Origin of the sequence: Streptomyces sp. NP160, assembly GCF_006335115.1 — a bacterium.
Lineage (GTDB): Bacteria > Actinomycetota > Actinomycetes > Actinomycetales > Quadrisphaeraceae > Quadrisphaera.
In genome coordinates this window covers 193,240-218,451 of the sequence record NZ_VDMJ01000024.1, presented here as the reverse complement: position 1 = coordinate 218,451, position 25,212 = coordinate 193,240, and the positions used below count along the sequence as shown (strand labels likewise).

24 protein-coding genes are annotated in these 25,212 nt (G+C 76.9%); 6 read left to right on the top strand and 18 right to left on the bottom strand.

What is annotated here, in order from left to right; translation table 11 throughout:
• Positions 1-84: 84 nt before the first annotated feature.
• Positions 85-771, top strand: a complete 687-nt coding sequence (locus FHN55_RS13700) for a TIGR03085 family metal-binding protein (protein ID WP_139712845.1) — start codon at positions 85-87, stop codon at positions 769-771.
• A 101-nt stretch (positions 772-872) separates the two neighbouring features.
• On the opposite strand, the gene hisF is transcribed toward FHN55_RS13700, so the two are convergent.
• Positions 873-1,655: an imidazole glycerol phosphate synthase subunit HisF gene (gene hisF, locus FHN55_RS13695; protein WP_139712844.1), complete on the bottom strand. Its 783-nt coding sequence runs from the start codon at positions 1,653-1,655 to the stop codon at positions 873-875.
• A gap of 137 nt (positions 1,656-1,792) precedes the next feature.
• On the opposite strand from hisF, the gene FHN55_RS13690 reads away from it, so the two are divergent.
• The 3 genes from FHN55_RS13690 (at position 1,793) to FHN55_RS13680 (ending at position 4,803) form a co-directional block, all read left to right on the top strand.
• Positions 1,793-2,371, top strand: a complete 579-nt coding sequence (locus tag FHN55_RS13690) for an AAA family ATPase (RefSeq protein ID WP_218974647.1) — start codon at positions 1,793-1,795, stop codon at positions 2,369-2,371.
• 27 nt (positions 2,372-2,398) lie between these two features.
• Positions 2,399-3,502 (top strand): aromatic acid exporter family protein, encoded by a 1,104-nt coding sequence (locus FHN55_RS13685; RefSeq protein ID WP_139712843.1) that lies wholly within the window; start codon positions 2,399-2,401, stop codon positions 3,500-3,502.
• Positions 3,503-3,567: 65 nt separating this feature from the next.
• Complete coding sequence (locus FHN55_RS13680) at positions 3,568-4,803, top strand: Fic family protein (protein WP_139712842.1); 1,236 nt, start codon at positions 3,568-3,570, stop codon at positions 4,801-4,803.
• Positions 4,804-4,922: 119 nt separating this feature from the next.
• Here the strand turns inward: FHN55_RS13680 and FHN55_RS13675 are convergent, their stop codons facing one another.
• The 3 genes from FHN55_RS13675 to FHN55_RS13665 all read right to left on the bottom strand — a co-directional run bounded on the left by FHN55_RS13675 (position 4,923) and on the right by FHN55_RS13665 (position 8,855).
• Positions 4,923-6,038: a hypothetical protein gene (locus tag FHN55_RS13675; RefSeq protein WP_139712841.1), complete on the bottom strand. Its 1,116-nt coding sequence runs from the start codon at positions 6,036-6,038 to the stop codon at positions 4,923-4,925.
• Between the two features lie 113 nt (positions 6,039-6,151).
• The gene (locus FHN55_RS13670; protein WP_139712840.1) at positions 6,152-7,291 is read right to left on the bottom strand and encodes a hypothetical protein; all 1,140 of its coding nucleotides are present in this window, start codon (positions 7,289-7,291) and stop codon (positions 6,152-6,154) included.
• A gap of 106 nt (positions 7,292-7,397) precedes the next feature.
• Positions 7,398-8,855: a mechanosensitive ion channel family protein gene (locus FHN55_RS13665; protein ID WP_180357830.1), complete on the bottom strand. Its 1,458-nt coding sequence runs from the start codon at positions 8,853-8,855 to the stop codon at positions 7,398-7,400.
• Between the two features lie 89 nt (positions 8,856-8,944).
• Here FHN55_RS13665 and FHN55_RS13660 point away from each other — a divergent pair, with 89 nt between their 5' ends.
• On the top strand, positions 8,945-9,802 hold the full coding sequence (locus tag FHN55_RS13660; RefSeq protein WP_139712839.1) for a triacylglycerol lipase: 858 nt from the start codon (positions 8,945-8,947) through the stop codon (positions 9,800-9,802).
• 122 nt (positions 9,803-9,924) lie between these two features.
• Here the strand turns inward: FHN55_RS13660 and FHN55_RS13655 are convergent, their stop codons facing one another.
• The 12 genes from FHN55_RS13655 to FHN55_RS13600 form a co-directional block, all read right to left on the bottom strand.
• Entirely contained in the window at positions 9,925-10,761 is an 837-nt protein-coding gene (locus FHN55_RS13655; RefSeq protein WP_218974646.1) for an ABC transporter permease, read from the bottom strand.
• Positions 10,758-11,714 (bottom strand): ABC transporter ATP-binding protein, encoded by a 957-nt coding sequence (locus FHN55_RS13650; protein WP_139712838.1) that lies wholly within the window; start codon positions 11,712-11,714, stop codon positions 10,758-10,760. The genes FHN55_RS13655 and FHN55_RS13650 overlap by 4 nt, the downstream gene beginning before the upstream one ends.
• 7 nt (positions 11,715-11,721) lie before the next feature.
• Positions 11,722-12,924: a hypothetical protein gene (locus tag FHN55_RS13645; protein ID WP_139712837.1), complete on the bottom strand. Its 1,203-nt coding sequence runs from the start codon at positions 12,922-12,924 to the stop codon at positions 11,722-11,724.
• Between the two features lie 107 nt (positions 12,925-13,031).
• Positions 13,032-13,481 (bottom strand): PH domain-containing protein, encoded by a 450-nt coding sequence (locus FHN55_RS13640; RefSeq protein WP_218974645.1) that lies wholly within the window; start codon positions 13,479-13,481, stop codon positions 13,032-13,034.
• A complete protein-coding gene (gene hisG / locus FHN55_RS13635) occupies positions 13,478-14,377 on the bottom strand; it encodes an ATP phosphoribosyltransferase (protein ID WP_257570965.1) in 900 nt (299 codons plus the stop codon). Before hisG ends, FHN55_RS13640 begins: the two co-directional genes overlap by 4 nt.
• Entirely contained in the window at positions 14,374-14,637 is a 264-nt protein-coding gene (locus FHN55_RS13630) for a phosphoribosyl-ATP diphosphatase (protein WP_139712836.1), read from the bottom strand. Before FHN55_RS13630 ends, hisG begins: the two co-directional genes overlap by 4 nt.
• Positions 14,638-14,769: 132 nt before the next feature.
• The gene (locus tag FHN55_RS13625; protein ID WP_257570964.1) at positions 14,770-16,359 is read right to left on the bottom strand and encodes a flotillin family protein; all 1,590 of its coding nucleotides are present in this window, start codon (positions 16,357-16,359) and stop codon (positions 14,770-14,772) included.
• Positions 16,360-16,411: 52 nt separating this feature from the next.
• A complete protein-coding gene (gene rpe, locus FHN55_RS13620; RefSeq protein ID WP_139712835.1) occupies positions 16,412-17,065 on the bottom strand; it encodes a ribulose-phosphate 3-epimerase in 654 nt (217 codons plus the stop codon).
• Between the two features lie 33 nt (positions 17,066-17,098).
• Positions 17,099-17,326: a hypothetical protein gene (locus tag FHN55_RS13615; protein ID WP_139712834.1), complete on the bottom strand. Its 228-nt coding sequence runs from the start codon at positions 17,324-17,326 to the stop codon at positions 17,099-17,101.
• A gap of 187 nt (positions 17,327-17,513) precedes the next feature.
• The gene (locus FHN55_RS13610; RefSeq protein ID WP_139712833.1) at positions 17,514-19,103 is read right to left on the bottom strand and encodes an RsmB/NOP family class I SAM-dependent RNA methyltransferase; all 1,590 of its coding nucleotides are present in this window, start codon (positions 19,101-19,103) and stop codon (positions 17,514-17,516) included.
• Entirely contained in the window at positions 19,100-20,074 is a 975-nt protein-coding gene (gene fmt, locus FHN55_RS13605) for a methionyl-tRNA formyltransferase (protein WP_139712832.1), read from the bottom strand. The genes FHN55_RS13610 and fmt overlap by 4 nt, the downstream gene beginning before the upstream one ends.
• A gap of 66 nt (positions 20,075-20,140) precedes the next feature.
• On the bottom strand, positions 20,141-20,719 hold the full coding sequence (locus FHN55_RS13600; RefSeq protein WP_139712831.1) for a TetR/AcrR family transcriptional regulator: 579 nt from the start codon (positions 20,717-20,719) through the stop codon (positions 20,141-20,143).
• Between the two features lie 126 nt (positions 20,720-20,845).
• Here FHN55_RS13600 and FHN55_RS13595 point away from each other — a divergent pair, with 126 nt between their 5' ends.
• Positions 20,846-21,727: an SDR family oxidoreductase gene (locus FHN55_RS13595; protein WP_139712830.1), complete on the top strand. Its 882-nt coding sequence runs from the start codon at positions 20,846-20,848 to the stop codon at positions 21,725-21,727.
• A gap of 32 nt (positions 21,728-21,759) precedes the next feature.
• Here the strand turns inward: FHN55_RS13595 and FHN55_RS13590 are convergent, their stop codons facing one another.
• The gene (locus FHN55_RS13590) at positions 21,760-22,752 is read right to left on the bottom strand and encodes a DUF389 domain-containing protein (RefSeq protein WP_139712829.1); all 993 of its coding nucleotides are present in this window, start codon (positions 22,750-22,752) and stop codon (positions 21,760-21,762) included.
• 69 nt (positions 22,753-22,821) lie between these two features.
• Positions 22,822-25,086 carry a primosome assembly protein PriA gene (locus FHN55_RS13585; RefSeq protein WP_373995737.1) on the bottom strand — a complete coding sequence of 755 codons (2,265 nt, stop codon included), beginning with the start codon at positions 25,084-25,086 and terminating at the stop codon, positions 22,822-22,824.
• Positions 25,087-25,212: the final 126 nt, after the last annotated feature.

Below are 25,212 nucleotides of genomic sequence, written 5' to 3'. Positions count from 1 at the left end.
GGTGTATCGAAACACGAGCCGCCGACAGCCGCCCGCAGGGAGCCCCGCAGTGCCGTGCGGCACCGGGCGCGCGACGATGCTCCGGTGACCGGGCCTGACCGCGCGCACCTCGCCGACCTGCTGCTCCAGGCCGGCCCCGACGCCCCGACGCTGTGCGAGGGGTGGGACGCGCGAGAGCTCGCCGTCCACCTCGTCGTCCGCGACGGCCGGCCCGACGCCTTCGTGGCGCGGCAGCTCGGCGAGCGGCTCGGCGACCGTGCCGCGGACCGGGTGCCGGCCCTGGCCCGCGCCGCCTCCCACGCCGACGCCGTCGAGGGACGGCTGCGGGCGCTGCCGTTCCCCGAGCTGGTCGAGCGGTTCCGGTCGGGGCCGCCGCGCTGGACGCCGCAGGCGCTGCCGCCGGTCGAGGCCCTGGCCAACGGCCTGGAGTTCTACGTGCACGGGCAGGACGTGCGCCGCGCCGCGCCGGACTGGGACCCTGCCGACCCGGCCAGCGCCGAGGAGCTGCGCCCCGGCCAGCGCGAGGCCCTGTGGCGCGGCCTGCGGGGGCTGGCGCGGCTGGTCTACCGCCGCTCGCCGGTGGGCGTGGTGCTCGTGGTGCCCGCGGGTCCGCAGCTCGTGGCGGTGAGGCGCGAGCGCCAGGTGGTGGTGGCCGGCGAGGTGGAGGAGCTGGTGCTGCACGCCACCGGCCGTCGCGGTGCGGCGCAGGTGGAGGTCAGCGGCCCCGACGACGCGGTGGCGGCCTTCTCCGGCGTGGTCCAGCAGATGTGACCCGCTCCCCGGCCGCGATCACGGCCGGGGAGCGAGGGCCAGGTGCGGGCGAGCGGCGGGTCCGCGGGCAGCCCGTGGTCCCAGGCCGGGCTCCGGAGGCGTCAGCGGACGGGGTGGCCGGCGGCGGCCAGCGAGGCCTTGACGTCGCCGACGGTCATCTGCCCGAAGTGGAAGACGCTCGCGGCCAGCACGGCGTCGGCCCCGGCCGCCACCGCGGGGGCGAAGTGCTCCACCGCGCCCGCGCCGCCGCTGGCGATGACCGGCACACCCACCCGGGCGCGCACCGCGGACAGCATCTCCAGGTCGAAGCCGGCCTTGGTGCCGTCGGCGTCCATGGAGTTCAGCAGCAGCTCGCCCGCGCCGAGCTCCGCGACGCGCTCGGCCCACTCGACGGCGTCGATGCCGGTGCCGCGGCGCCCGCCGTGCGTGGTGACCTCGTACCCGGACGCTGTCGACGCAGCGGGCGCCGAGCCCGGAGGAACGCGTCTGGCGTCGAGGGAGACCACGAGCACCTGGTTGCCGAACCGCTGCGCGATCTCGCGGACCAGCTCCGGCCGGGCGATGGCGGCGGTGTTGACGCCGACCTTGTCGGCGCCGGCGCGCAGCAGCCGGTCGACGTCGTCCGGGGTGCGCACCCCGCCGCCCACGGTCAGCGGGATGAAGACCTGCTCAGCGGTGCGGCGGACCACGTCGTAGGTGGTCTCGCGGTCGCCGGAGGAGGCGGTGACGTCGAGGAAGACCAGCTCGTCGGCGCCCTGCGCGTCGTAGCGGGCGGCCAGCTCCACGGGGTCCCCCGCGTCGCGCAGCTCGCGGAAGTTGACGCCCTTGACCACGCGGCCCGCGTCGACGTCGAGGCAGGGGATCACGCGCACGGCCAGGCTCACGTCGGCCCAGCCTAGGCGGCCCGCTCGCCCCGCCTCCGCCAACCACCCGCCGTGATCATGGGCGCCCGCCACCCGGACGGCCCGGAGGGTGGCGGACGTCCATGATCACGGCGGGGTGGGGTGGCTAGCGTGGCGGGGTGCCCGAGCCGAACAGCGCCGACACCGCGGGTGCAGCCGAGGCCGCTGCCGACCTCGTGCTCGACCGCGAGGCCGGGCGGAGCGGGGTGCGCGTGCTCGCCCTCGACGGGCCCAGCGGCTCCGGCAAGACGACGCTCGCTGCCGCCGTCGCCGCGGCGCTCCGCGCCCGCGGGGTGAGCGCCACCAAGGTCCACATGGACGACCTCTACCCCGGCTGGGACGGGCTCGCAGAGGCGGTCGGCCTGGTCACCGCGCAGGTGCTCGAGCCCCTCACCGCCGGCGCGCCGGCGGCGTTCCACCGCTGGGACTGGGTGGCGCACCGCTGGGCGGAGCGGGTTCCGGTGCCCGCGGCCGACATCGTCGTCGTCGAGGGGGTGGGGTGCGGCTCGCGTCCGTGCGCCCCGCACCTGACCGCGCTGGTGTGGGTGGAGGCCGACGACGACGTGCGCATGCGGCGCGGCATCGAGCGCGACGGTGAGGCGTACCGGCCGCACTGGGAGCGGTGGGCGGCGCAGGAGCGGGTGCTGTTCGCCGCCGAGGGCACCCGGGAGCGCGCCGACGTCGTGCTGCGCACCTGAGGGTCGAGCGCCGGGCAGGATGGACGGGTGGCGGTGAGCACCCGGTGGCGCGACGCGCGCGCCGACGTCGCCAGCCGGCTGCTCCGCCTGCGGGCGCACGCCCCCCACATCGTGCTGTGCGCCGTGGGCGCCGGGCTGGCGTACCTGGCGGCCAGGCACCTGCTCGGCCACGAGCAGCCGATCTTCGCGCCCATCGCCGCGGTCCTCGGGCTCGGCGTCTCCTACGGGCAGCGGTTGCGGCGGGTGGGCGAGGTGGTGGTCGGGGTGGCCATCGGGGTGCTCGTCGGCGACCTCATGGTGCGCGCCTTCGGCACCGGCGCGTGGCAGATCGCGCTGGTGGTGGGGCTGGGGATGGCGGTGGCCATCCTCCTCCGGGCGGGCACCCTGATGATCAACCAGATCGCCATCCAGGGCGTCTTCGTCACCCTCTACCAGCAGACCACCACGGGTGCGATCGTGGGGCGCTGGAGCGACGCCGCGACCGGCGGCGCCGTCGCGCTGCTGCTGGCCACGCTGGTGCCGCGCCGGCAGCTGCGGCGTCCGGTGGTGCTGGCGCAGGAGGTGCTCACCACGGTGGCCGACCTGCTGCTGGAGGCGTCGTCGGCGGCGAAGGACGGCGACGTCGAGCGCGGCCGTGACGCCCTCGCGCACGCCCGCGGCACCCAGGGCCGCCTGGACCTGCTGCGCGCGGCGGCCAGCGAGGGCGTGGACGTGGCCCGGCTGACCCCGTTCCGCGGGCAGCACGCGGCGCGGGCGCGGGCGGTCAGCGCGCTGGCGGTGCCCCTGGACCGGGCCGTGCGCAACGTGCGGGTGCTGTCGCGGCGCCTGGCCGTGGCCACCGAGCGCAGCGAGGTGGTGCCGGAGGAGCTTCTGGAGCTGGTCGACCAGCTGGCCGCGGCGACGCTGCGGCTCGCGGAGGACCTCGGCGCGGGGCGCCGCCTCGACGACGCCGTGGACGCGCTGGCGGCGGTGGGGCTGGCGTCGGTGCTGGTGCCGCGCTCGTCGCTGTCGGCCGACGTCGTCCTCGCGCAGGTCCGCTCGGCGACGGTGGACCTGCTGCAGGTGGCGGGCCTCGACGGTGACGCGGCGCTGGCCCGGGTGCCGGCGCGGGCCGGGGAGAACTTCGGGTGAGCGATGTGATGACACGCCGGGCCGCAACCATCACTTAGCACCCGAAGTGAAGGTAACGTCCGGGCGTGCCTTCACATCCGACGGGGCGGGGGTGGCCCGCGCTGGGCAGCCGCGACGTGCCGTGGACGCCGACGCTGCCGCCCGACCTCGTCCCCCGCTCGGTCCGCGAGCGCCACCGCGGGCCGTACCGGGCGGCCGTGGTGCCCCTCATCGCGCAGGCCTCGCCGCAGGTGTCCGCGGCGGCGTCGGCGCTGGCGGAGGAGGCGGCGGCCGAGGTGGCCCGGTTCGACGCCGAGCAGGCCGGCGGCGCGGCGGGACCCGACGACGACGACGGCGGGTCGGGGCCGCTGCCGTTCCTGCTGCTGCGCAGCGAGTCGGCGTCGTCGTCGCAGATCGAGGGGCTGACGTCGGGGGCGCGGGCCATCGCCGTGGCCGAGCTGGGTGGGGGCGCCACCCGCAACGCCGAGCTGGTGCTGGGCAACGTGCGCTCGATGCAGGCGGCGCTGGCGCTGGCCGACGACCTGACCCCCGACGCGCTGCTGGCCATGCAGCGGGCGCTGCTGGAGGCGAGCGCGCCGTCGATCGCGGGGCGGTGGCGCACCGAGCAGGTGTGGATCGGCGGGGACACCTACGGTCCGCACGGGGCCGAGTTCGTGCCACCGCACCACGAGGACGTGCCCGGGCTCATCGACGACCTGGTCGCCTTCAGCGCCCGCGGCGACGTGCAGGTGCTCGTGCACGCGGCGCTGGCGCACGCGCAGTTCGAGACGGTCCACCCGTTCGCGGACGGCAACGGCCGCACCGGCCGGGCGCTGGTGCACGCGCTGCTGCGGCGCCGGGGGCTGGCCCGACGGGTGACGGTCCCGGTGTCGGCCGGGCTGCTCACGGACGTCGGCGGGTACTTCGACGCGCTGACCGCGTACCGGGGAGGCGACGTCGACCCGATCGTCGAGGTGCTCGCCCGCGGCGCGCTGGCGGCGGTGGTCAACGGCCGGCAGCTGGCCGCGGAGCTGCGGGCGGCGCGGGCGCGGTGGGACGACGTGGTGGTGGCCCGCCGCGACTCCGCCGCCTGGCGCCTGGCCGACCTGCTGCTGCGCCAGCCCGTGGTCGACAGCGCCACCATCGCCCGCGAGCTGGGCATCTCCCCCGCCAACGCCGCGCGGCCGCTCGCGCCGCTGGTGGAGGCGGGCGTGGTGCGGGAGACGACCGGGCGCGACCGGGGCCGGCTGTGGCAGGCCGACGAGGTGCTGGCGGCGCTGGACGCCTTCGCCGCCCGGGCCGGGCGGCGCTCCTCGCGCTGACCGGGACGGGCCGTCCCGACCAGCATGCAGAACTCGCCCCCTCCCGGCTCAGGGCCCGTGCGGGCGGACTTCTGCATGCTGGACGGGACAGGACGGGGTGGGACGGGGGCAGGGCCGGGTCAGCCGGCGGCCGGCACCTGCACGTCGCCCCACAGGTCGACGCCCTCGCCGACGCCGTCGTCGACGCGGCCGTTGACGTCCACCAGCTGCCGGTCTCCCAGCGGCTCCCCGAGCTCCACGGCCAGCGGCGCCGTCGGGTGGTTCGGGCACCCCTGGTCACCCTTGCGGATGTACGTCGACACGGCGATGCGCACCTGCGTCGGCGTCACGTCGACCTCCGGTGGGGCCGTGTTGCCGTCCGCGCCCTGGCCGCTGGTGCACCCCTGCTCGTAGACCAGCACGGTGACGCTCGTGGCGGACGGGTCGGGTACGAAGCCCGCGGGCAGGAACCAGACGGCGGGCTCGGTGGTCTTCGGGTCGCGGTCGTCGGCCTGGAAGTGGACCGACAGGGGCGCCTCCCACCCCAGGGCCCCCTGGGCCGCAGCGATGACGGATTCCTCCGTCCCGGCGTCCGGGCGCCGGGTCAGCAGGTCCGTGGAGTAGTCGATGGTCACCACGCCGGTGGTCGCGTCGAAGTGGCCGCCCAGCACCAGCCCCAGCTCGGCCAGCCCGAGGTCCTCGGCGAACGCCGTCGTCGCCGCGTCGATGACGACGCCGTTGCGGTGGCCCGAGACGAGGGCTCCGCCGCGCAGCTCGACGGGGAAGGGCAGCTGCTCGGCCATCGCGACGACCTCTGGCGGCACCGTGCCGGTGAAGGCGACCCAGGGGCGGCCCTGCGACGTCTCGTCACCCGCGTGGGACGTGGAGAACGCCTCCAGGAACCGCTCTTGGACGTCGTAGGTGAAGACGCCCATGAGCTCCTGGTCCTGGACGATCCGCGCGCCCTCCTCCAGCGACACGCCCTCCTCCTGCGCCACCTGGTCCTGCAGCGACCCGGGGGTCGCCCACGTGAGGTCCAGGGGCGGGCGCTCGCCGCGCGGCGTCGTGACGATCGTCAGCGCGGGGTCGGGCCAGGCGAAGGTCGCGCGCGGGCTGGGTGAGGAGGACGACGACCGCGACGCTCCCCCGCCGGCAGGCCCCGGCTGAGCCGCACCTGCGCACCCGGCCAGCCCCGTGCCCAGCGCCGCCGCGCACACCACCGCCGACCCGACCGCTCGTGCCCTGGAACGCCCCACGTCCGCCCCGCCTCCGCCGCACCACCGCCGCACCACCGACCGACGCGGTGATCACCTGTCAGACGCTCCCGCAGGCGCGAGCGTTGCAGGGCGGTGGTGCGCCGTCGTCGTCCTCAACCGGCAGACGGGATGACCACGCCGCCTCCGGGCGGGGCGGTGTCGTCGTCGATGGTGCCGTTCACGTCGACCAGCGTCCGGTCGCCCAGCGGTTGGCCCAGCTCGACGGTCAGGGGTGCCATCGGGTGGCCGGGGCAGGTCTGACCGTCCTTGAGGATGTAGACGGGGGTGGAGATCCGCACCTCCGTCGGCGTCACCTCGACGACGGGGTCCGCGAGGCGACCCACCGCTCCCTTCCCACCGGTGCACCCCTGGGCCTCGACGAGCACGTCGACGCTGGTGGCTGACGGGTCAGCGACCCATCCGGCCGGCAGGAACCAGGTAGCGGCCTCTGTGGTCTTGGGGTCGCGGTCGTCGGTGAGGAACTCCACCGTGACCGGTACCTCACGGCCGACCGCGGCCGACCCTGCGGCGATGACCAGTTGCCGTGTGGCGTCGTCGGCGCGCTTGCGCGCATCCTCAGCCACGTAGTCGATCTGCAGCACTCCGGTGGGGGCATCCATACCGCCGCCCCAGTTCCGCGGAGCGACGTCGGCCTCGAAAGCCTCGAGAGCCGCGTTCTGGAACAGCTCGCGCTCGGCATCGGTGAGGACGGCGCCTCCCCGCAGCTCCACCGGGAACGGCAGTTCCTCCGCCAGGGTCACCAGCTCCGGCGGCAGGTCACCGCGGTAGGCGATGTACGGCCGCCCGTCCGGGACGTCGGGATCGCGCCATGCGACCTGGGAGAGCTGCGAGCCGAGCAGGGCCCTGGCGCGCTCGGACCAGGGCCCGTAGGTCTGGGAGTCCTGGAACTCCTGCGCTGCCTGCTCGAGGGTGAGCCCGCGCTCCTCCGCCAGCCACTCGATCTCGGGGAACGCCACCACGTCGACCGGCTCCGCCGCGGGGCGGACTCCCTTCGGCGTGGTCACCAGCGTCTGGGCCGGGTCCGGCCACAGCGGCGCGGTCTGCTCAGGCGACGACGACGACGACCCGCTGCTGATCTCCGGCCCCGACTCTGCCGCCAGCGGGGCGCCTCCGCAGCCGGTGAGGAGCGCCGCCGCGAGCACCGCCCCCGCTGCCAGCCCGACCGCCCCTGCCCTGGAACGCCGCACCCGGATCCCCGCCCTCCGCCGGTCGCCACCCGCGGCGGCGATCACCGGTCAGACGCTGCCGCAGGCGCGAGCGTTGCTGGGCGGCGGCGCGCCGTCGTCGCCCTCACGGCCGACGTGCATGGGAAGCCCATGACCACGGAGGGGAGTGGGGTCAGCGGCGCTTCTCGGGGACGGTGGGCAGCACCGAGGTGGTGAGCGCCGGGTCGGGCTCCTCGCGGAACCGGCGCCTGACGGCCTCGCGCTCCTCGGCCTCCAGGCGCTCGCGCTCCTCGCGGAGCATCCTCTCGACCCTGTCGGCCTGCTCGGCCTCGCTGGGCCCGGCGAAGGCCCGCGACCGCTCGACGGCCTCCATCGAGCCGGTGAAGAGGGAGTCGTCGCGCCGGTCGGGCTGCACGGGCGGCAGCACCTGCGTGGCTGGCGTCGGCACGCCGGACGTCCTTCGAGGGGCCTTCGGGTCGTGGCTGCCGGGGGCGGGCGCCGGCTGCACGCGCTCGGCGCGCAGGGCGGCCTGGGCGGCCTCCTCCTCGTCGGGGCGCGCCAGGCGCAGGCGCGGCAGCCCTTCGGGGTTGGACGCCACGAGCCAGCGCACCATCGCCTCGCGCACGTGGCAGCGCAGGTCGAAGATCGTGGGCCCGTCCTGCGCGGAGACGAGGATGCGGACCTGCACGAACGTGTTGACGGCATCGGTGACCTGCAGCACCACCACGCGGTGGTCCCACAGCTCGTCCGCCTCGACCACGCGGTGCAGCTCCTCGCGCATGGCGTCGAAGTCGGTGCGCCAGTCGACCTCGAGGAGCACCACGCCCAGCAGCTGGGAGTCCTTGCGGGTCCAGTGCTCGAAGGGGGTGGAGGTGAAGTAGGTGGAGGGGAGCACCAGGCGGCGGTCGTCCCAGATGTGCACGACCACGTAGGTGAGGGTGATCTCCTCGATGCGGCCCCACTCGCCTTCGACCACCACGACGTCGTCCACGCGCAGCGCGTCGGTGAAGGCCAGCTGCAGGCCGGCGAAGACGTTGCTCAGGGAGCTCTGGGCCGCGAGGCCGGCCACCACGGACAGCAGACCGGCGGAGGCGAAGATCCCGGTGCCGACCACGCGGGCCTCGGGGAAGGTCCACAGCATCGCGCCGACGGTGAGCAGCGCGATGACCAGCAGCGCGATCCGCCGCAGGAAGATGATCTGGGTGCGGACGCGCCGGGCGTGGCGGTTGTCGGCCACGTCCACGCGGAACTTCTCGAGGAGCAGGTCCTCGACCACCAGCACCACCTTGGCCAGCAGCCAGCCGATGCAGGCGATGACGGCCAGCAGCAGCACGGTGCGCATCGCCTGGAGCCAGCCGTCGTTGCCGGTCGAGCGCACGAACACCTGCTGCACGGCCAGCGTCACGAGGATCCAGCGGAAGGGTCCCTTGAGCCGCGCGGCCAGCGTGCGCGCGATCACGGACCGGCGCCCGATCCGCAGGACGACGGCGTGCACCACCATCCCCAGCAGCAGTGCTCCGAGCGCCGCGCCCGCCGCGACGGCGACGAGCTGCAGCGATTGGAGCCCGGTCAGGGGCGCGGTCGCAGCGGCTTCGTCGCCGTTGAAGAGGTCGAGGAAGGCGTCGAGCATGACTGAGGAGGGCCTCCGGGTCTGGGGCGGGTGGTGCGGGCGGTGCATCCACTGTCGCAGAAGATCCCGCGGTCGTGCACGCTCGCTGGGTGGCACCTCGGCGCCGGCTGGCGATCGCCCTGCTCGCGCTCCTCGTCGTCGTCCTGGTGGGCGCGGGAGCGCTCCTGCTCGGCGGTCGCGGCTCCCTGCCCGGTGTCGCCGGGGACGACGGCGGGCGCGCCGGCGAGAGCGGCTCCGCCGGGCCCGCGGACCAGGCGGTGCAGGGGACGGTGCTGCTGGTGCCCGGGTACGGGGGCAGCACGAGCGGGCTGCAGGTGCTCGCCGGCGCGCTGCAGGCGGCGGGCCGCGAGGTCGTGGTGGTGCAGGCCGCCGGTGACGGCACGGGTGACCTCGCCGACCAGGCCGCCGCGCTGCAGGCCGCCGCGCGCTCCGCGGTGGACGCCGGCGCGCCGTCGGTCGACGTGGTCGGCTACTCGGCGGGCGGGGTGGTGGCCCGGCTGTGGCTGGACGGCGACGGCGCCGGGGAGCCGGTGCGCCGCGTGGTGACGCTCGGCACCCCCCACCAGGGGACGGACCTCGCGCGCTTCGCGGCGGTGAACGCCCCGCAGGACTGCCCGCTGGCGTGCCAGCAGCTGGAGCCGGGCAGCTCGCTGCTGCGCACGCTGCCGGAGACGCCCGGCGACGGGGTGCGCTGGACCAGCGCGTGGTCGAGCGCCGACCAGGTGGTGGTGCCGCCGGCGGACGCGTCGTCGCTGCGCGGCGCGGTGGACGTGGAGCTGCAGCGGGTGTGCGCGAGCTCGCGCGTCGACCACGGCGGCCTCGTCACGGACCCGCTGGCCGTCGGCGTGGTGGACGCGGCGCTGGACGGGCCGGTGCTCGAGTCCGCGCCACCGGCCTCCGACTGCGACGCCCTCACCCAGCGCGGCCGCACCCTCCTCGCCGGGTGAGGCCCCTGTGACCACCGCACTCGCGCACCCGAGTGCGCCTTCAGCACCCCTCGAAGGCGCACTGGGGTGCGCGAGTGCGACGGACGTGCGTGTCTGGCGGGTCAGGGAGGACGGGCGCCCGGTCAGCTGGTGACGTCGCGGGTGGTGAAGGACGCCCAGGCCGCGGCCAGCAGCACCCCGGCCCACCCGAGCTGCACGAGCACGCCGCGCTGCACGTCCGTCCACAGGACCGGGTCCCGGAAGAGGTCGACCCACGCCAGCCAGTACCGCGTGGGCAGCAGGTCGTGCACCGCCGAGGCGGCGTCGAGCCCGACCAGCACGGTGCTCGCCACGAGCAGCGCCAGCCCGCCGAGCGCCGCCACCAGGGGCGAGTCGACCAGCGTGGACAGCAGCAGCGCCAGCGCCGCCACGCCCAGCATCGAGACCGACACGTACGCCATCACCAGCAGCGTGCGCACCAGCAGCTCCTGCGGGGACAGCGACGTGCCGCTCAGCGACGCCGTCGTCGTCCCCAGCGCGTCGGGGCGCGTGCCCAGCAGCTGCGTGCCCGCCGCGAACGAGACCAGCGCGACGGCGATCACCGCCCCGAAGGTGAACGCCAGCACCGCGAACAGCTTGGCCACGAGCAGCCGGGTCCGGCCGACGGGCCGCACCAGCAGGTACCGCAGCGTGCCGGCCTGCGCCTCCCCCGCCACGGCGTCACCCGCGACCACGCACACCGCCACCGGCAGGAAGATCGGGACGACGATGCCCAGCGCGGCCGCCGGGTACAGCTGGCCGTTGCCGAGCACCGCCGAGAGGAAGGCCGGCCCCTGCCCGGGCCGTGGCGCCAGCTCGCTCGTGGCGAGGAAGAAGGCGACGACGACGGGCAGGGCGCACAGCAGCCCCACCGACACCCAGGTCCGGGGGCGCAGCGCCAGCTTGCGCAGCTCCACACCGGTCAGCGCCGCCAGCTTCACGCGCCCATCCCCTCCCCGACCGCGGTGGTGCGGGACAGGACGACGTCGGTGAGCGTGCGCCGCTCGACCACCGCCTCGCGGACCGCGAGGCCGCCCCGGACCAGGTCGCCGACGACGTCCCCGCAGTCAGCGACCACGAGCCGGTGACCCGCCGGCGGCTCCAGCAGGCGCCGGCCCAGCAGCTGCCCGGCCAGAGCGGCACCCGCCTCGCCGCTGCGCCCGCCGTCGTCGTGAGCAGCACCGGCGAGCGTGACGAGCAGCCTGCCGGTGGGCGCGCGCAGGGCGTCGACGTGGTCCTGGACCACGAGGCGGCCCCGGTCCATGACGCCCACCCGCGTGCACAGGTGCTCGACCTCGCTCAGCAGGTGGCTGGAGACGAGCAGCGTGGTCCCCTGCGCGGACAGGTCCAGCAGCAGGTCGGTGACCAGGGCGATGCCCTGCGGGTCGAGGCCGTTGGTGGGCTCGTCGAGCACGAGCAGGCGCGGGCGGCGCACCAGCGCGGAGGCGATGCCGAGGCGCTGGCGCATGCCGAGGGAGTACGCGCGCACGGGCCGGCGACCCACCTGCGCGAGGCCGAGCGCCTCCAGCGCCTCCTCCACGCGGCGGCGGCGGGTGCGGCGGCCTCCCGGGGTGGGGACGGCGGCGTCGAGCAGGCGCAGGTTGGCCCGCCCGGACAGGTGCCCGATGGCCGCCGGCCCCTCGACCATGGCGCCGACCTGCGGCAGCACGCGGGCGGCGTCCTGGGGGACCCGGCCGCCGAGCACCCTGACCCGCCCGGAGGTGGGCAGCACCAGCCCGAGCAGCATGCGCACGGTGGTCGTCTTGCCCGAGCCGTTGGGCCCGAGGAACCCGAACCGGTCTCCCTCGGCGACGCGCAGGTCGACGTCGGTGACGGCCTGCACCCGCCCGAAGCGCTTGGTGAGCCCGGTCGTCTCGACGGCGAGGTCTCTCACGTGGGGATCACGGACGGCGCTCCGGAGGCTCGGTGACCAGCTGGGCGGCGGCGCGGGTGAGCAGCTCGGGCTGCACGGCGCCGGAGACGAGGTAGGCGCGGTCGCCGCCGTCCCGGCGGGGACCGTCGACGACGACGACCGCGGCGCTCAGCGCCCCGGCCCGCACGAGCGCCGTGCGCGCGTCACCGGTGCGGGAGGGCTCCGCCGGGTCGAGCGGCTCCGCGCCGGCGGACTCGGCCGCGACCAGGGCCTGCCGGCCCTGGTCGGCGGGCAGCGACACCACGGCGAGGCGCAGCAGCCCGGTGCCGTAGGCGACGGCGCCGGTGCTGAGCGGGTCCTGCAGGGCGGGGAGCCCGGCCAGCTCCTCGGGCAGCACCCAGGGGGCGGCGGTCGCGGCACCGGCGGCGACGTCGACGTCCGCGGTGCGGACGACGGCGCCCGGCGGGTCCGGGACGGTCAGGGCAGCGGGGTCCGGCGCGCCGAGCGAGACCTGGTCGAACGCGCTCGCGAGGACCGGGCCGCCCACGACGTCGACGACCTCGACGGCGAGCGGCAGCCCGGTGGCCGCGTCGACCCACAGGTCGGCGTGGTCGACCGTGGACAGCTCCGCCTCGTCCGAGCCGTCGGCGGACGGGCGCAGCCGGACCCCGTCGGCCAGGCGACCGGCCACCACGCGCTGCCCGAGGCCCGTCGCGCGCTGGTCGGCGGCGACGGCCTCCGGAGACGCGCCGGCGAGCAGCGAGCGGGCCAGCGCCGGCGGCACGAGGTCGGAGGCGCGGGGCAGGCGGGCGCCGGACAGCGGGGCGCCCACGGTCAGGGCGTCGCGCTCGAAGTCCCAGCCGGTGAGCTGCCCGCCGGAGGCGTACTGCCCGCGCTCCCCCGTGGCGGTGAGGACGTCGGTGCGCCAGGTCCGCTCGTCGGCCCACCACGTGCGGGTGCGGGTGCTCTCCCCGACGAGCGCGGCGACGTCGCCGAGGCGCGGGAGGTCGGGCAGGCCCAGGGCGCCGCTGCTCGTGGCGGTGCCGGTGAACGGGACCGCGGCCGAGGCGGCCGCGCGGGCGAGCACCTCCTCGGTGCCCTCCTGCTCGCTGCCGCCACCGGCGCTCCAGGCGGGACGGCCGACGAGCGCGACCGTCACCAGCAGCGCCGTGCCGACCACCACCGCGGCCCACCGCAGGCCAGCGGCCCGTTGGTGCGGAGCGGCGGGCACCGCGCCACCGTACGTGCCGTCCCTGGGAGCCACCCCTCGACGACGATCACGGCTCTCGGCCGCCGGTCGCCGCCGCCGGTCGCGGCACCGGGTGTGTGCGGGTGCGGTCAGCGGGTGTGGAGGGCGACCAGCGTCGCGAGGCGGTCGGCCTCGGCCACGCCGCGGTCGCCGTCGGCTCGCTGCACGCCCATGACGGCGAGCGTGTCGCCGTCGGACAGGTCCAGCTGCACCCACGGACGGCCGCCGCCGAAGGAGACGCCCACCACCTCGGCCCACTCCAGCCGCCGCCGGTGGACGAGGTTGCGGACGAAGAGCCCGCGCTCGTCGGGCACGGCGACCACCCGCGCCTGCATCTCGCAGAACGCCATGACCGCCAGCCCGACCACGAAGAAGCCCAGCCGGTCCCACACCGTCTGCTCCACGACGAACGCGGCCAGCGCGGTGAACAGCACCACGGCCACCACGCCCAGCACCCGGCTCACGAGCGGTCCGCGCACCGGCCGGAAGGGCGCGTGCAGGCGGTCGGCGTCTCCGGACGAGGGCGTGGAGGAGCTCACAGGCGGCAGGCGTGGATGGTCGTGACGAGGATGGCCCGGGCGCCGAGGTCGTAGAGGTCGTCCATGACCTTGTTGGTGCCGGCCCTCGGCACCATCGCGCGCACCGCGGCCCAGGCCGGGTCCGCCAGCGGCGCCACCGTGGGCGACTCGAGCCCCGGCGTCAGCGCGCACGCGGCGTCGAGGTGCTCGCGCGGCACGTCGTAGTCGACCATGACGTACTGGCGGGCCACGAGCACGCCCTGGATCCGCCGCAGCAGCACCTCCAGGCCGGCCGGGCGGGCCGGGCCGTCGGCGCCGCGGCGGGTGATGACCACGGCCTCCGAGCGCAGGATCGGCTCGCCGAAGACGGCCAGCCCGGCCGAGCGCAGCGTGGAGCCGGTCTCGACGACGTCGGCGATGGCGTCGGCCACGCCCAGCTGCACCGCGGTCTCGACGGCGCCGTCCAGGCGGACGACGGCGGACGCGCTGACCCCGGCGGCGGCGAGGTGGTCCTCGACCAGGCCCGCGTAGCTCGTGGCGATCCGCTTGCCGGCGAGACCGGAGACGTCCAGGCCCTCGGAGACCCGGGCCGCGGGCCCGGCGAAGCGGAACGTCGAGGCGCCGAAGCCGAGCTGCATGACCTCGTCGGCCTCGGCGCGGGAGTCGAGCAGCAGGTCGCGGCCGGTGATGCCGACGTCGAGGGTGCCCGAGCCGACGTAGAGCGCGATGTCGCGCGGGCGCAGGAAGAAGAACTCCGCGCCGTTCTCGGGGTCGGCGAGCACCAGCTCGCGGCCCTCCCGCCGGGTGGCGTACCCGGCCTCGCGCAGCAGCTGCGCCGCGGGCTCGGACAGCGAGCCCTTGTTGGGGACGGCGATGCGCAGCGGCGCGGAGTTGTCGGTGCTCACAGGGCTGCTCACAGGTGCTCGTAGACGTCGTCGAGGGACAGGCCGGAGGCGATCATGAGGACCTGCGCGTGGTAGAGCAGCTGGGAGATCTCCTCCGCGGCGCGCTGCGGGCCCTCGTGCTCGGCGGCCATCCACGACTCCGCGGCCTCCTCCACCAGCTTCTTGCCGATGGTGTGGACGCCGGCGTCGAGCTCGGCGACGGTCCGGGAGCCGGCGGGGCGCTCGGCGGCCTTGGCGGACAGCTCGGCGAAGAGCTGCTCGAACGACTTCACGAGCGGCCAGCCTACGGGCGTCCCGCCCCCGCGCCGTCCCCCGGCCCCGCTGGTCGGGTGATCGGCCACGTGCGGCCGCCGCGCCCACCGGGTGGTTCTCGCCGGCGCGGTCGTCGTGACGGGGACGGGGCCTCAGGCCTGGCCGTCGGCGCTGGCAGCGGTGACCACCTCGCCGCTGCCCGGCGCGGCGGCGGGCGCGGCGCTGCCACCGGCTCCCCCGGCGCGGCGCAGGAGCGCGCCGACGTCGACGCCCGTGGTGCGGCGCACCAGCTCGAGGGTCTCGGTGAGGTTGGTGGCCACGCCCTTGGACAGCGCGCTCGCGCCGTCGGTGGAGATGACGGTGAGATCGCTGATCGCGCTCATCGGCGCCGCGAGCTCGCGGGCCACCAGCGGCAGCGCCTCGACCACCATCTGGGTGGTGGCGGCCTGGCCGTAGCGCTCGAACGCCTCCGCGCGCAGGCGCTGCGTCTCGGCCTCCGCCTCGCCCTTGGCGCGGATGGCGGCAGCCTCCGCCTCCCCCTCGGCGCGGACGGCGTTGGCGATGGCGGTGCGGCGGGCCAGCTCGGCCTCACCCTCCAGGCGCACCTTCTCAGCGGCGGCCGCGGCGGCCACGCGGGCGGCGTCGGCGTCGGCCTTCGCGAAGGTGGTGGCGCGCTCGGCGTTGGCGGCGGTGGCCAGGCGGGTGCGCTCGGCCTCGGCCTGCGCCTCGGCGATGGCCGTGGCCTTGGCGCCCTCGGCCTGGTAGATCTCGGCGTTGCGGCGGCCCTGGGCCTCCTGCTCCGCCTGGTAGCGGGCCGCGTCGGCGGGCTTGCGGACCTGGGTGTCCAGCTGGCGCTCCGTCAGCGCCGCCTGCCGCTCGGCCACGCGCTCCTGGCTGGTGAGGACCTCCTGGTCGCGCTCGGCCTTGGCCAGGGAGCCGGCGGCCTCGGCGTCGGCGGCGGCGCGGTCGGTGTCGGCCTTGAACGCGGAGCGGCGCAGGTCGAGGTCGCGCTGGGACTCGGCGATGGCCTCGTCGGCCTTCGCCTGGGCCTGGCTGGCCTCGCGACGGGCGGCGGCCTCGGCGATGGCGGCGTTGCGGGCCGCGGCGGCGGCCTCGGGGCGGCCGAGGTCGCGCAGGTAGTTGGTGTCGTCGGAGACGTCCTGGATCTGGAAGGTGTCCAGCACCAGGCCCTGGTTGCTCAGCGACGAGATGGACTCCTCGGCCACCTGCGCGGCGAAGGCGGCGCGGTCGCGGATGATCTCGTCGACCGTGAGCGTGCCGACGATGGAGCGCAGCGAGCCCGCGAGGACCTCCTGCGTGAAGGACTCGATCTCGTCCTGCTGGTGCAGGAAGCGCTGCGCGGCCGCGCGGACGTTGTCCTCGGAGCCGCCCACCTTGACGATGGCGACGGCGTCGAGGTTGAGGCGGATGCCCTGCTTGGACACGGCCCCGCCGATCTTCACCGAGATGCGGCGGCTGGACAGCGACAGCACGTGCACGCGCTCGACCAGCGGCTTGACGAAGACGCCGCCGCCCATGACCACCCGCTGGCCGGACAGGTCGGTGGACACCTGGCCCGTCTCGGGGTTGGTCACCGCCTTGCCCTTGCGGCCGGTGACGATGAACGCCTCGGACGGGCTCGCGATCTTGTACCGCCGGGCGATGGAGAAGACCACCACCAGCACGACGACGACGATCACGCCGATGATCACGGCGGGCACGAGCACCGGGGTCAGGTCCACGCGGCGACCCTAGGGGCGGGCGCGGGACGTCGTCGTCCTCCTGCGGGTGGGTTCACCCACCCGCGAGCTGGCGCAGCCGGGCGATCGCGGCGGCGGGGTCGTCGGCGCCGTAGACGGCGGAGCCGGCGACGAACACGTCGGCTCCGGCCTCGGCGCAGCGCTCGACGGTCTCGGCGGAGACGCCGCCGTCGACCTGCAGGCGCACCTCCAGGCCGTGCTCCTCGACCGCCGAGCGCAGGCGCCGCAGCTTGGGCAGGCAGCCGTCGAGGAAGCTCTGGCCGCCGAAACCGGGCTCGACGGTCATGACGAGCACCATGTCGAACTCGGGCAGCCAGTCCAGGAACGGCTCGGCGGGGGTCACGGGGCTGAGCGCCAGGCCGGCGCGCGCGCCGCGCTCGCGCAGCTCGCGGGCCAGGCGGACCGGGGCGGAGGCGGCCTCGGCGTGGAAGGTCACCGAGTGGGCGCCGGCCTCGGCGTAGGAGGGGGCCCACCGGTCCGGCTCGGCGATCATGAGGTGGCAGTCGAGCGGCACCGGGCTGACCTGCGCCAGGCGCTGCACCACGGGCAGCCCCAAGGTCAGGTTCGGCACGAAGTGGGCGTCCATGACGTCCACGTGGGCCCAGTCGGCGGTGGCGATGCGCCCCAGCTCGGCCTCGAGGTTGGCGAAGTCGGCGGACAGGATGCTCGGGGCGATGGTCACGGCCACGCCTCGCAACCTACCCAGCGGCAGGGCGCGCGCTCAGCGGCGGCGCTCCCCGGACCGGTAGGCGAGGTAGACGGCCACCACCACGGCCACGAAGAAGACCGGGCTGCCCCACGAGGCGAGGCCGCGGGGGACGTCGCCCTGCACCAGACCCACCACCAGACCGACGACGACGGCGAGCACCGTGCCCAGCCCGATCGTCACGAGCGCGCTGCGGAACGCCCGTCCGGTGCCGCTGCCGCCCGTCCCCGCATCCCGTGCCACGCCCCGACCGTAGGGGGGCTGCGCTCCGAACGCCTCCTCCGCCCAGGTCCGCCTCGCGGCCCGATCCGCCGGAACCCTGCCGCGTCAGGTCGGAACCGGGGCGGGGATCCGACACGCCGGGGCAGGGTTCCGACCTGTTGCGGCAGAGTTCCGAAGGGTCCCGGCGGCCCGACCTGGAAAGGGCCCCTCAGAGGGGGCGGCGCAGCAGGCTGGTGCTCATGGCGTCGGTGCCGTGGAGGTGCGGCCACAGCTGGGCGCGCAGGCCACCGTCGCCCGTCCCCGCCTCCACGCCGGCCAGCTCGCGCAGCACGGCCGGGGCGTCGAGCACCTCCAGCTGCTCGCCGTCCTTCGCCCACCGGCGCACGACGTCGTCGACCACCGCCTGCGTCTCCGCCGGGAGGGGGCTGCAGGTGACGTAGGCGACCACTCCGCCGGGCCGCACGGCCTCCAGCGCCGAGGAGAGCAGCTCCCGCTGCAGAGGTGCGAGCTCCGCCAGGTCGGCGGGGCTGCGGCGCCACCGGGCCTCCGGGCGGCGCCGCAGCGCGCCGAGCCCCGTGCAGGGGGCGTCGACGAGCACCCTGTCGAACTGTCCCGGCCGGTCAGCCCCGACGGCGCGGCCGTCACCGGACACCACCTCCACGGTGCCGGGGTGCGAGGCCGTCACGCCGGCCAGCGCCTGCTCCACGAGCCTGGCCCGGTGCGGCGCGACCTCCACGGCCAGCAGCCGCGCACCGCGCTGCGCCGCGCTCGCCGCGAGCAGCGCGGCCTTGCCGCCCGGGCCGGCGCACAGGTCCGCCCATCGCTCGTCCCGGCCCCGCTGGCCCCCCGGGCCGAGCAGCGGCGCGGACAGCAGCGCCAGCGCCGCGAGCTGGCTGCCCTCGTCCTGGACCCGGGCGCGGGCCTCGCGGACGGCGGGCAGGTCGCCGGGGTCGCCGTCGGGGAGCACCGCCGCCAGCGGCGACCAGCGGCCCGGCTCCGCGCCGGCCGCCAGCAGCTCGGCCGGCTCGGCGAGCCCCGGGAGCGCGGCCAGCGCCACGAGGGGGCGGGCGTTGTCGGCGGCCAGGAGGTCCGGCAGCTCGGAGGCGGGGCGGCGCGCCAGCACCAGCGCCTCGCGCAGCGCGCGCACCACCCACGCCGGGTGGCTCTCCCGGACCGCGAGCGCCCCGACCACGTCGGCGCCGGGTCCCTCGAGCGGCGGCGCGACCCTGTCGAGCCAGGTGGGGAGGTCGTGCTCGGCGACCCGTCGCAGCACGGCGTTCACCAGGCCCGACGGTCCGGTGCCGATCGCCCCGCGGACCAGCGCGACCGTCTCGCTGACGGCGGCGTGCGGCGCCACGCGGGTGGCCAGCAGCTGGTGGGCGCCCAGGCGCAGCGCGTCCAGCACGGGCGGGTCGAGCTGCGCCAGCGGCCTGTCGACGCACGCGGCGAGCACCGCGTCGTACGTGGCGCGACCGCGCAGCGCCCCGTAGGCGAGCTCGGTGGCGAAGGCCGCGTCGCGTCCGTCCAGCCGGGCCGCGCGCAGGAGGCGTGGGAGCACGAGGTTGGCGTACGCGTCCTGCTCCTCCACGGCGCACAGGACGTCGAAGGCCACCCGCCGGGCGGGGTCGCCGCTGCGCGGCCGCGCGGACGGGGCGCTCGCCGTCCACGACCGCCCTTGGCCGCCGGGACCACCAGGACCACCGCTGCCGCCCTGGCCGCGCCGCGGGCCGGACCGCTGCGGTCCCCCGGGGCCGCCGCGCTGGGGCCCTCGCTGCGGACGGCGCTCGGGCGGCGTCATGCGAGGACCTCCCCCTCGCCCAGCCGCGCGCCGCGCGCCCACGCCGCCGCGGGCATGGCGCGCTTGCCCGCGGGCTGCACCTCCCCGAGGCGCACGGGCACGGTGGCCGTGCCGACCAGCACCTCCTGGCCCTGGACGAGCAGCTCTCCAGGGGCGAGGCGCGGCGCGGAGGCCGTGGCCAGCGCTACCGGGGCCAGCGGCTCCACGGGGCCGAGCTTGAGGCGCTCCACCGCCTCGCCGGCCTCGGCGGTGGACCGCACGACCGTGGTCCACGCCCCGGGCGCCGGGGTGACGCCGCGCACGCGGCGGTCGACGGCGAACGCCGGCTCGTCCCAGCGCACGCGCGCGTCCTCCACGGTCACCTTGGGGGCCAGGCTCACGCCCTCCGCCGGCTGCGGGACCGGCACCAGCGCGCCGGCCTCCAGCCCGTCGAGCGTGGCGACCAGCAGCTTCGCCCCGTCGGCGGCGAGGCGGCCGAGCAGCTCGCCGGACGTCTCACGGGGCCCGACGGTCGTCGTCGTCGTCCCCAGCACCGGGCCGGTGTCCATGCCCTCCTCGAGGAGGAAGGTGGTGGTGCCGGTGACGTCGTCGCCGGCCATCACCGCGCGCTGCACGGGGGCGGCGCCGCGCCAGGCCGGCAGCAGCGAGAAGTGCAGGTTCACCCAGCCCAGGCGGGGCACGTCCAGCACGGGCCGCGGGAGCAGCGCGCCGTAGGCGACCACGGGGCAGCAGTCGGGCTCGAGGGCGGCGAGGCCCTCGAGGAACGCCGGGTCCGACGCGCGCGCGGGCTGCAGCACGGGCAGGCCCGCGGCGAGCGCGCGGACCACCACGGGGCTCTGCAGCGCGCGGCGCCCGCGCCCGGCGACGGTGTCGGGCCGGGAGACGACGCCGACCACCTCGTGGTCGGACGCGAGCAGCGCCTCCAGCGCCGTCTCGGCGACGGCGGGGGTGCCGGCGAAGACGATGCGCACCGGGTCACGGTACCGACCGCCCCACCAGGGCTCCCAGGGAGCAGGCCCGCCCGAGCGGTCCGCCGGTCAGGTGAGGGAGGCGCTGGCGGAGACGAGCTCGGCGAGGGCCGCCGCGGTGTGCGGGGCCAGGGGCTCGTCGGTGGTGGGGTCCCCCTCCGACCACGCGGCGAAGCCGCGCTTGAAGGCCAGCACGCCCAGCTCGGCGGCCAGGTGCGCGGTCACCTCGGGCACGCCGCGGTCGGCGAGCGCCTCGGCCATGGCGGCCGCCATGCCGACGCTCTTGAGCGCGTCGCGCTCCTGGAGCTCGGTGCTGGCGGCCACGGCGGCGCGGAGTCGCGGGCCCAGGTCGCGGTTGAGCGGCCCCATCGCCGAGGATGCGCGAGCCAGCCCCTCCCCCACGGCCTGCAGGGGCGTCGCACCGGCGGGGGCGTCGGCGACCCCCTCGGCCAGCAGGCGGCTCAGCGCCTCCTGGCCGGCGACGAGCACCTCGCGCTTGTCGGAGAAGTGGCGGAAGAACGTGCTGCGGGTCATGCCGGCGCGCTCGGCGATCTGGGCGACGGTCGTCTCGTCGTAGCCCTGCTCGGTGAAGAGGTCGACGGCGGCCACGACCAGGCGCTCACGCCCCCCGGGCTCCCATCTCGGCACCAGCCGATCCTAAGCGACGCGACACCTGTCGCATCACACGGTACGGTGATGAGACATCAGTCGCATCACGCGGCTCGAGCAGCCGAGCGCCGTCCCGCGCCCGGCCACCACACCTGGGGGCACGTCATGCAGGTCTTCGTCACCGGCGGCACCGGCACCATCGGCAGCGCCGTGGTCACCGAGCTGGTCGCCCACGACCACGCCGTCACAGCCCTGGCCCGCTCCGACGCCTCCGGCGCCGCCCTCGCAGCTGCCGGGGCCCGCCCCCTGCGCGGCGACCTCGCCGACCTCGACGCGCTGCGCCGCGGCGCCGACGCCGCAGACGGCGTCATCAGCCTGGCCTTCAGCCGCGACTACGGCAGCGCCGCGTCCGTGGAGCGCGGGATGCTCGAGGAGGAGGCCGCCCTGGGCGCGCTCGGCCAGGCCCTCGTCGGCAGCGACCGCCCCCTCGTCGTCGTCTCCGGCACCCCGTGGGTGGCCGGCCGGGTCGCCACCGAGGCGGACCCGCTGCCCACCGACGGCCCGGTCGGGCGCCGCGCGCTCACCGTCGCCGCCGCCCTCGCCCTGTCCGACCGCGGGGTCCGCGCCGCAGCCGTCCGGATGCCGCGCACGGTCCACGCAGACGGCCAGGGCGGCTTCAACGGCCTGCTCGCCGACCTCGCCCGCCGCAGCGGCGTGGCGGGCTACCCCGGGGACGGCACGCAGCGCTGGCCGGCCGTGCACGCGGCCGACGCCGCCTCTCTGTTCAGGCTGGTGCTCGAGGGCGCGCCCGCGGGCAGCGCCTGGCACGCCGTGGCCGACGAGGGCGACCCGGTGGCGGACATCGCCGCGGTCATCGGCCGTCGTCTCGGCCTGCCCGTGCGCTCCCTGCCCGTGGAGGAGTTCGGCCCGTTCGGTCCGATCTTCGCCACGGACCAGCCCGCCTCCAGCGCACGCACCCGCGAGGTGCTGGGGTGGACGCCGACACACCCCGGCCAGCTGGAGGACCTGGAGCTCCTCCGTCCCTGAGGCCCGCGGGAGGCCCGCAGCCGGTGCGCGGGCTAGGACGCCCGCGTCGTGACCCGGGCGCGCTGGCCGCGGGACGCGCGTCCCACGCGCCTCCACACGCCGTGCTGGACCCACAGCGTCAGCACGCCAGCGAGGAGGATGCCGAGGGTGTTGAGGAGGAGCTGCTCGACCGACGTCCACGCCTGCTCCAGCAGGACCGCCCTCGACGCAGGCTCGGCGCTGAGCGCGTACGTCGCAGCGACGGCGGCGTTGCCCGCGGCGGGGATGGTGGTCACGGAGACCAGCACCCCCACCACCGCTCCGGACTTCGCCGACGTCAGCGCGAGCATCCCGGCGATCCCGGCCAGGAACGCCACCACGAACGACAGCGCGTCCGGGTTGTAGATGAAGCCCGTCTGCGGCCGGTCCCGGGTGAGCATGTCGGCGCTGATGAGGCCGACGGCGTCCAGCACCCACGTGGTCACCACCGTGGCCGCGATCCCCACGGCGAAGCCGACCAGCAGCGCCAGCGCGCAGCGGCGCACCTGGCGGGTGCGGCGCAGGACGACGGCGGCGCACAACCCGGCCAGCGCCCCGTACTCCGGGCCGACGATCATCGCCCCGATCACGAGGATCGCGGAGTCCGTGAGGACGGCGAGGCCGGCCAGCGCCGTGGCGACGGCGAAGAAGACCAGGTAGCTGGCGGACAGGGTCGAGTCCTCGCGGGTGCGCGCCGCGAGGTCCTCCCAGACCAGGGCGTCGCTGCCGTGGCCCGGGGCGGCGCGCTCGGCGTCCTCCGCCGCCTGGGAGACCGACAGGTCGACGTCCTCGACGGCGATGGAGCCGTCGCGCGGCAGCCCGAGCTGGCGCAGGCGCTGCAGCACGGCGTCAGCGCCCTCGCGGGCGACGTCGAAGAGCAGCAGGTCACCCGCGGGTCGCCGCGCGGCCCCTGGAAGGACCACGAGGTTGCTGCAGGTGGCGTCGGAGGCGACCTCGGCCACGGCCTCGCTGAGGTGGGGCGGGGCGACGATCCTCAGGTGCAGCACCGGGCGAACCTAGCGAGCGCGGCGGCGGAGGTCGCTCGATGGGCGATGCGGAGGACCTCCTGACCCAGGTCAGACGACGTGCTCGGGGTCGAGCTGGACGCGCACGGACCCTGCCTCCTTGCGGGCGCTGCGGACGGCGACCGCGCCCTGCAGCGCCTTCGCGAGCGCCTGGCGCTCGGCGAGCGGCACCCTGACCAGCGCGAACGCGCGCGGCACCGCGGCCAGCCCGCCGTCGTCGCCCTCGCGGGCCGCTCGGCGGTCGGGCTCCAGCGGCGTCGGACCGAGCACCTCCGCGTGCGGCGGCAGCCCCGCCAGCGCGGGGTCCGCCTGGTGCAGCGCAGCGAGCAGCGCGTCGACGGCGACGGCGGGGCCGTCGAGCCTGGCGAAGGCCGCCCCCGGCGGCAGCCCCAGCTCGCGGCGCTCGGCCAGCTCACGCGAGGCGTGCCAGGCCGGGTCCCACCGGACGAGCGCCTCGACGGGCGGCACGCCCGCTGCTGCGAGCAGCACCACCGCGCCCCCCGCCGACTGCGGGCGCACGAGCGCGGCGGCCGCGGCCCAGCGCCGCAGGGCCTCCTCGGCGGCGCGCAGCTCCTCGCGCTCGAGCACCGCCCACCCGTCCAGCAGCAGCGCCGCGGCGTACCCGCCCTCGGCCACCGGCTCGGCGCCGGGCGTGCTGATGACCAGCGCGGGCTCCCCGTCGACGGCCTCCAGCACGCCCGCTCCCCCGCCGGAGGTCCTCACGGGCACGCCGGGGAACGCGCGCCCCAGCTCCTCCGCGGTGCGACGGGCGCCGACCACGGCCGAGCGCAGCCGGTCACCGCGGCACTGCGGGCAGGTCCACGTCGGGTCGTCCGTGCCGCACCAGCGGCACACGGGGTGCTGGTCGGCACCGGTGAGCTGCAGCGGGCCGGAGCAGCGGCGGCAGCGGGCGCGGGCGCGGCAGTGCTCGCAGCGCAGCGTGAGCAGGTAGCCGCGGCGCGGCACCTGCACGAGCACCGGCCCCGGACGCGCCTGGCCCGGCAGGCGGCCCGCGAGCGCCGACTGCGCCGTCCTGAACGCCAGGGAGGGCAGGCGGGCGGAGCGGGCGGCGGCGTCGCGCTCGGCCTCGACGTCGTCGCCCGGCAGCAGCACGCGCGGTGAGGCCGTGCGCACCACCTCGCGGGGCGCCTCGACGGCGCGGGCCCACCCCGACTCCACCCACCGCTGCGCCTCGGCGGTGCGGCTGTGGCCTCCGACCAGCAGCGCGGCACCGGTGCGCTCGGCCCGCAGCGCCAGCACCTCGCGGACGTGGGGGTAGGGGGCGTGGGGCTCGGCGTGCAGGTCGTCGCCGTCGTCCCAGACGGCCAGCAGGCCGGGGTCGGCGACCGGAGCGAGGGCGGCGGCGCGCGTGCCGACGGCCACGCGCACGTGACCGCGCCGCAGCGCGAGCCACGCGGCGTAGCGGGCGGCGGGTCCCTGGTCCGCGGTGAGGCGCACGTGCCGGGGGTCCGAGCGGGTGCCGCCGAGGGCGGCGGTCAGCGCGGCGTCGACCCGGGCCACGTCCCGGTGGTCGGGGACGACGATGAGCGCGCCCCTGCCCGCCGACAGCGCCGCCTGCGCCGCGGCGGCCAGGGCTGCGGGCCAGTCCTGCGACGGCTCGCGCGAGGGCAGCGCGGTCCACACGGCGCGCACCCCAGCGGTGGCGCTGGGCGCTGCGAGCCGCTCGAGCAGCGCCGCGCCCGCCGGGTAGGGCGACCACGGGCCGGCCGGGTCGTGGGGGTCGGGGGGTGCTGGCCGCTCCTGGCGCACCGGGGCGTCTGCGCCCTCCTCGCGAGCGGCCGCGCGCTCCGCCGTCGTCTTCTCGGTGGTGGCGTGGCGGCGCGGCACCGCCAGGCGGAGCACGTCGGCGAGGGTGCCGCCCCACCGGTCGGCGACGGCGCGGCAGGTGCCGAGCAGCTCGTCGTCGAGCACGGGCTCCGGGGAGACCACCGCGCGCAGCGGCGCGAGCCGCCCGGTGTGCTCGGCCACCGGCTCCCGGGTCAGCAGGAAGCCCTCGACGTCCTGCCCGGCGAAGCGGACGCGCACCCGCACGCCGGGCCTGGCGGTCTCGGCCATCGAGGCGGGCACCGCGTACTCGAAGGCGCGGTCGAGGTGGGGCAGGGGGACGTCGACGACGACGCGCGCCACCGGGTCCACCTCTGCCACCGGCTCAGGAGGCTTCGGCGCTCGCTTGCGCCCCTTCGCGGCCGCGGCCCTCGCGCGGGCCTGGGCGGGCACGGCCACGTCGAGGGCGAGCTCGCCCGCCCCGTCCGCCTCCGCTGCCACGCCTCCCACTGTGTCAGCCGTCGCCGACACCTCCACGGACGTGGTCGCCTTCCCCGTGGCGTCGTACCCGCGGTGCCGCTGCCCCTCCGGCAGGGCTTGCTCGCCGCTCACCGCCACGCCCTCCGCCTCCGGGACGGGCACGTCCGCCGACGGAGT

Coding starts and splice junctions, on each gene's coding strand:
- FHN55_RS13665 (WP_180357830.1), bottom strand. CDS start 8,855: ATGCTCGACGCCTTCCTCGACCTCTTCAACGGCGACGAAGCCGCTGCG.
- FHN55_RS13610 (WP_139712833.1), bottom strand. CDS start 19,103: ATGACGCCGCCCGAGCGCCGTCCGCAGCGAGGGCCCCAGCGCGGCGGC.
- FHN55_RS13595 (WP_139712830.1), top strand. CDS start 20,846: ATGCAGGTCTTCGTCACCGGCGGCACCGGCACCATCGGCAGCGCCGTG.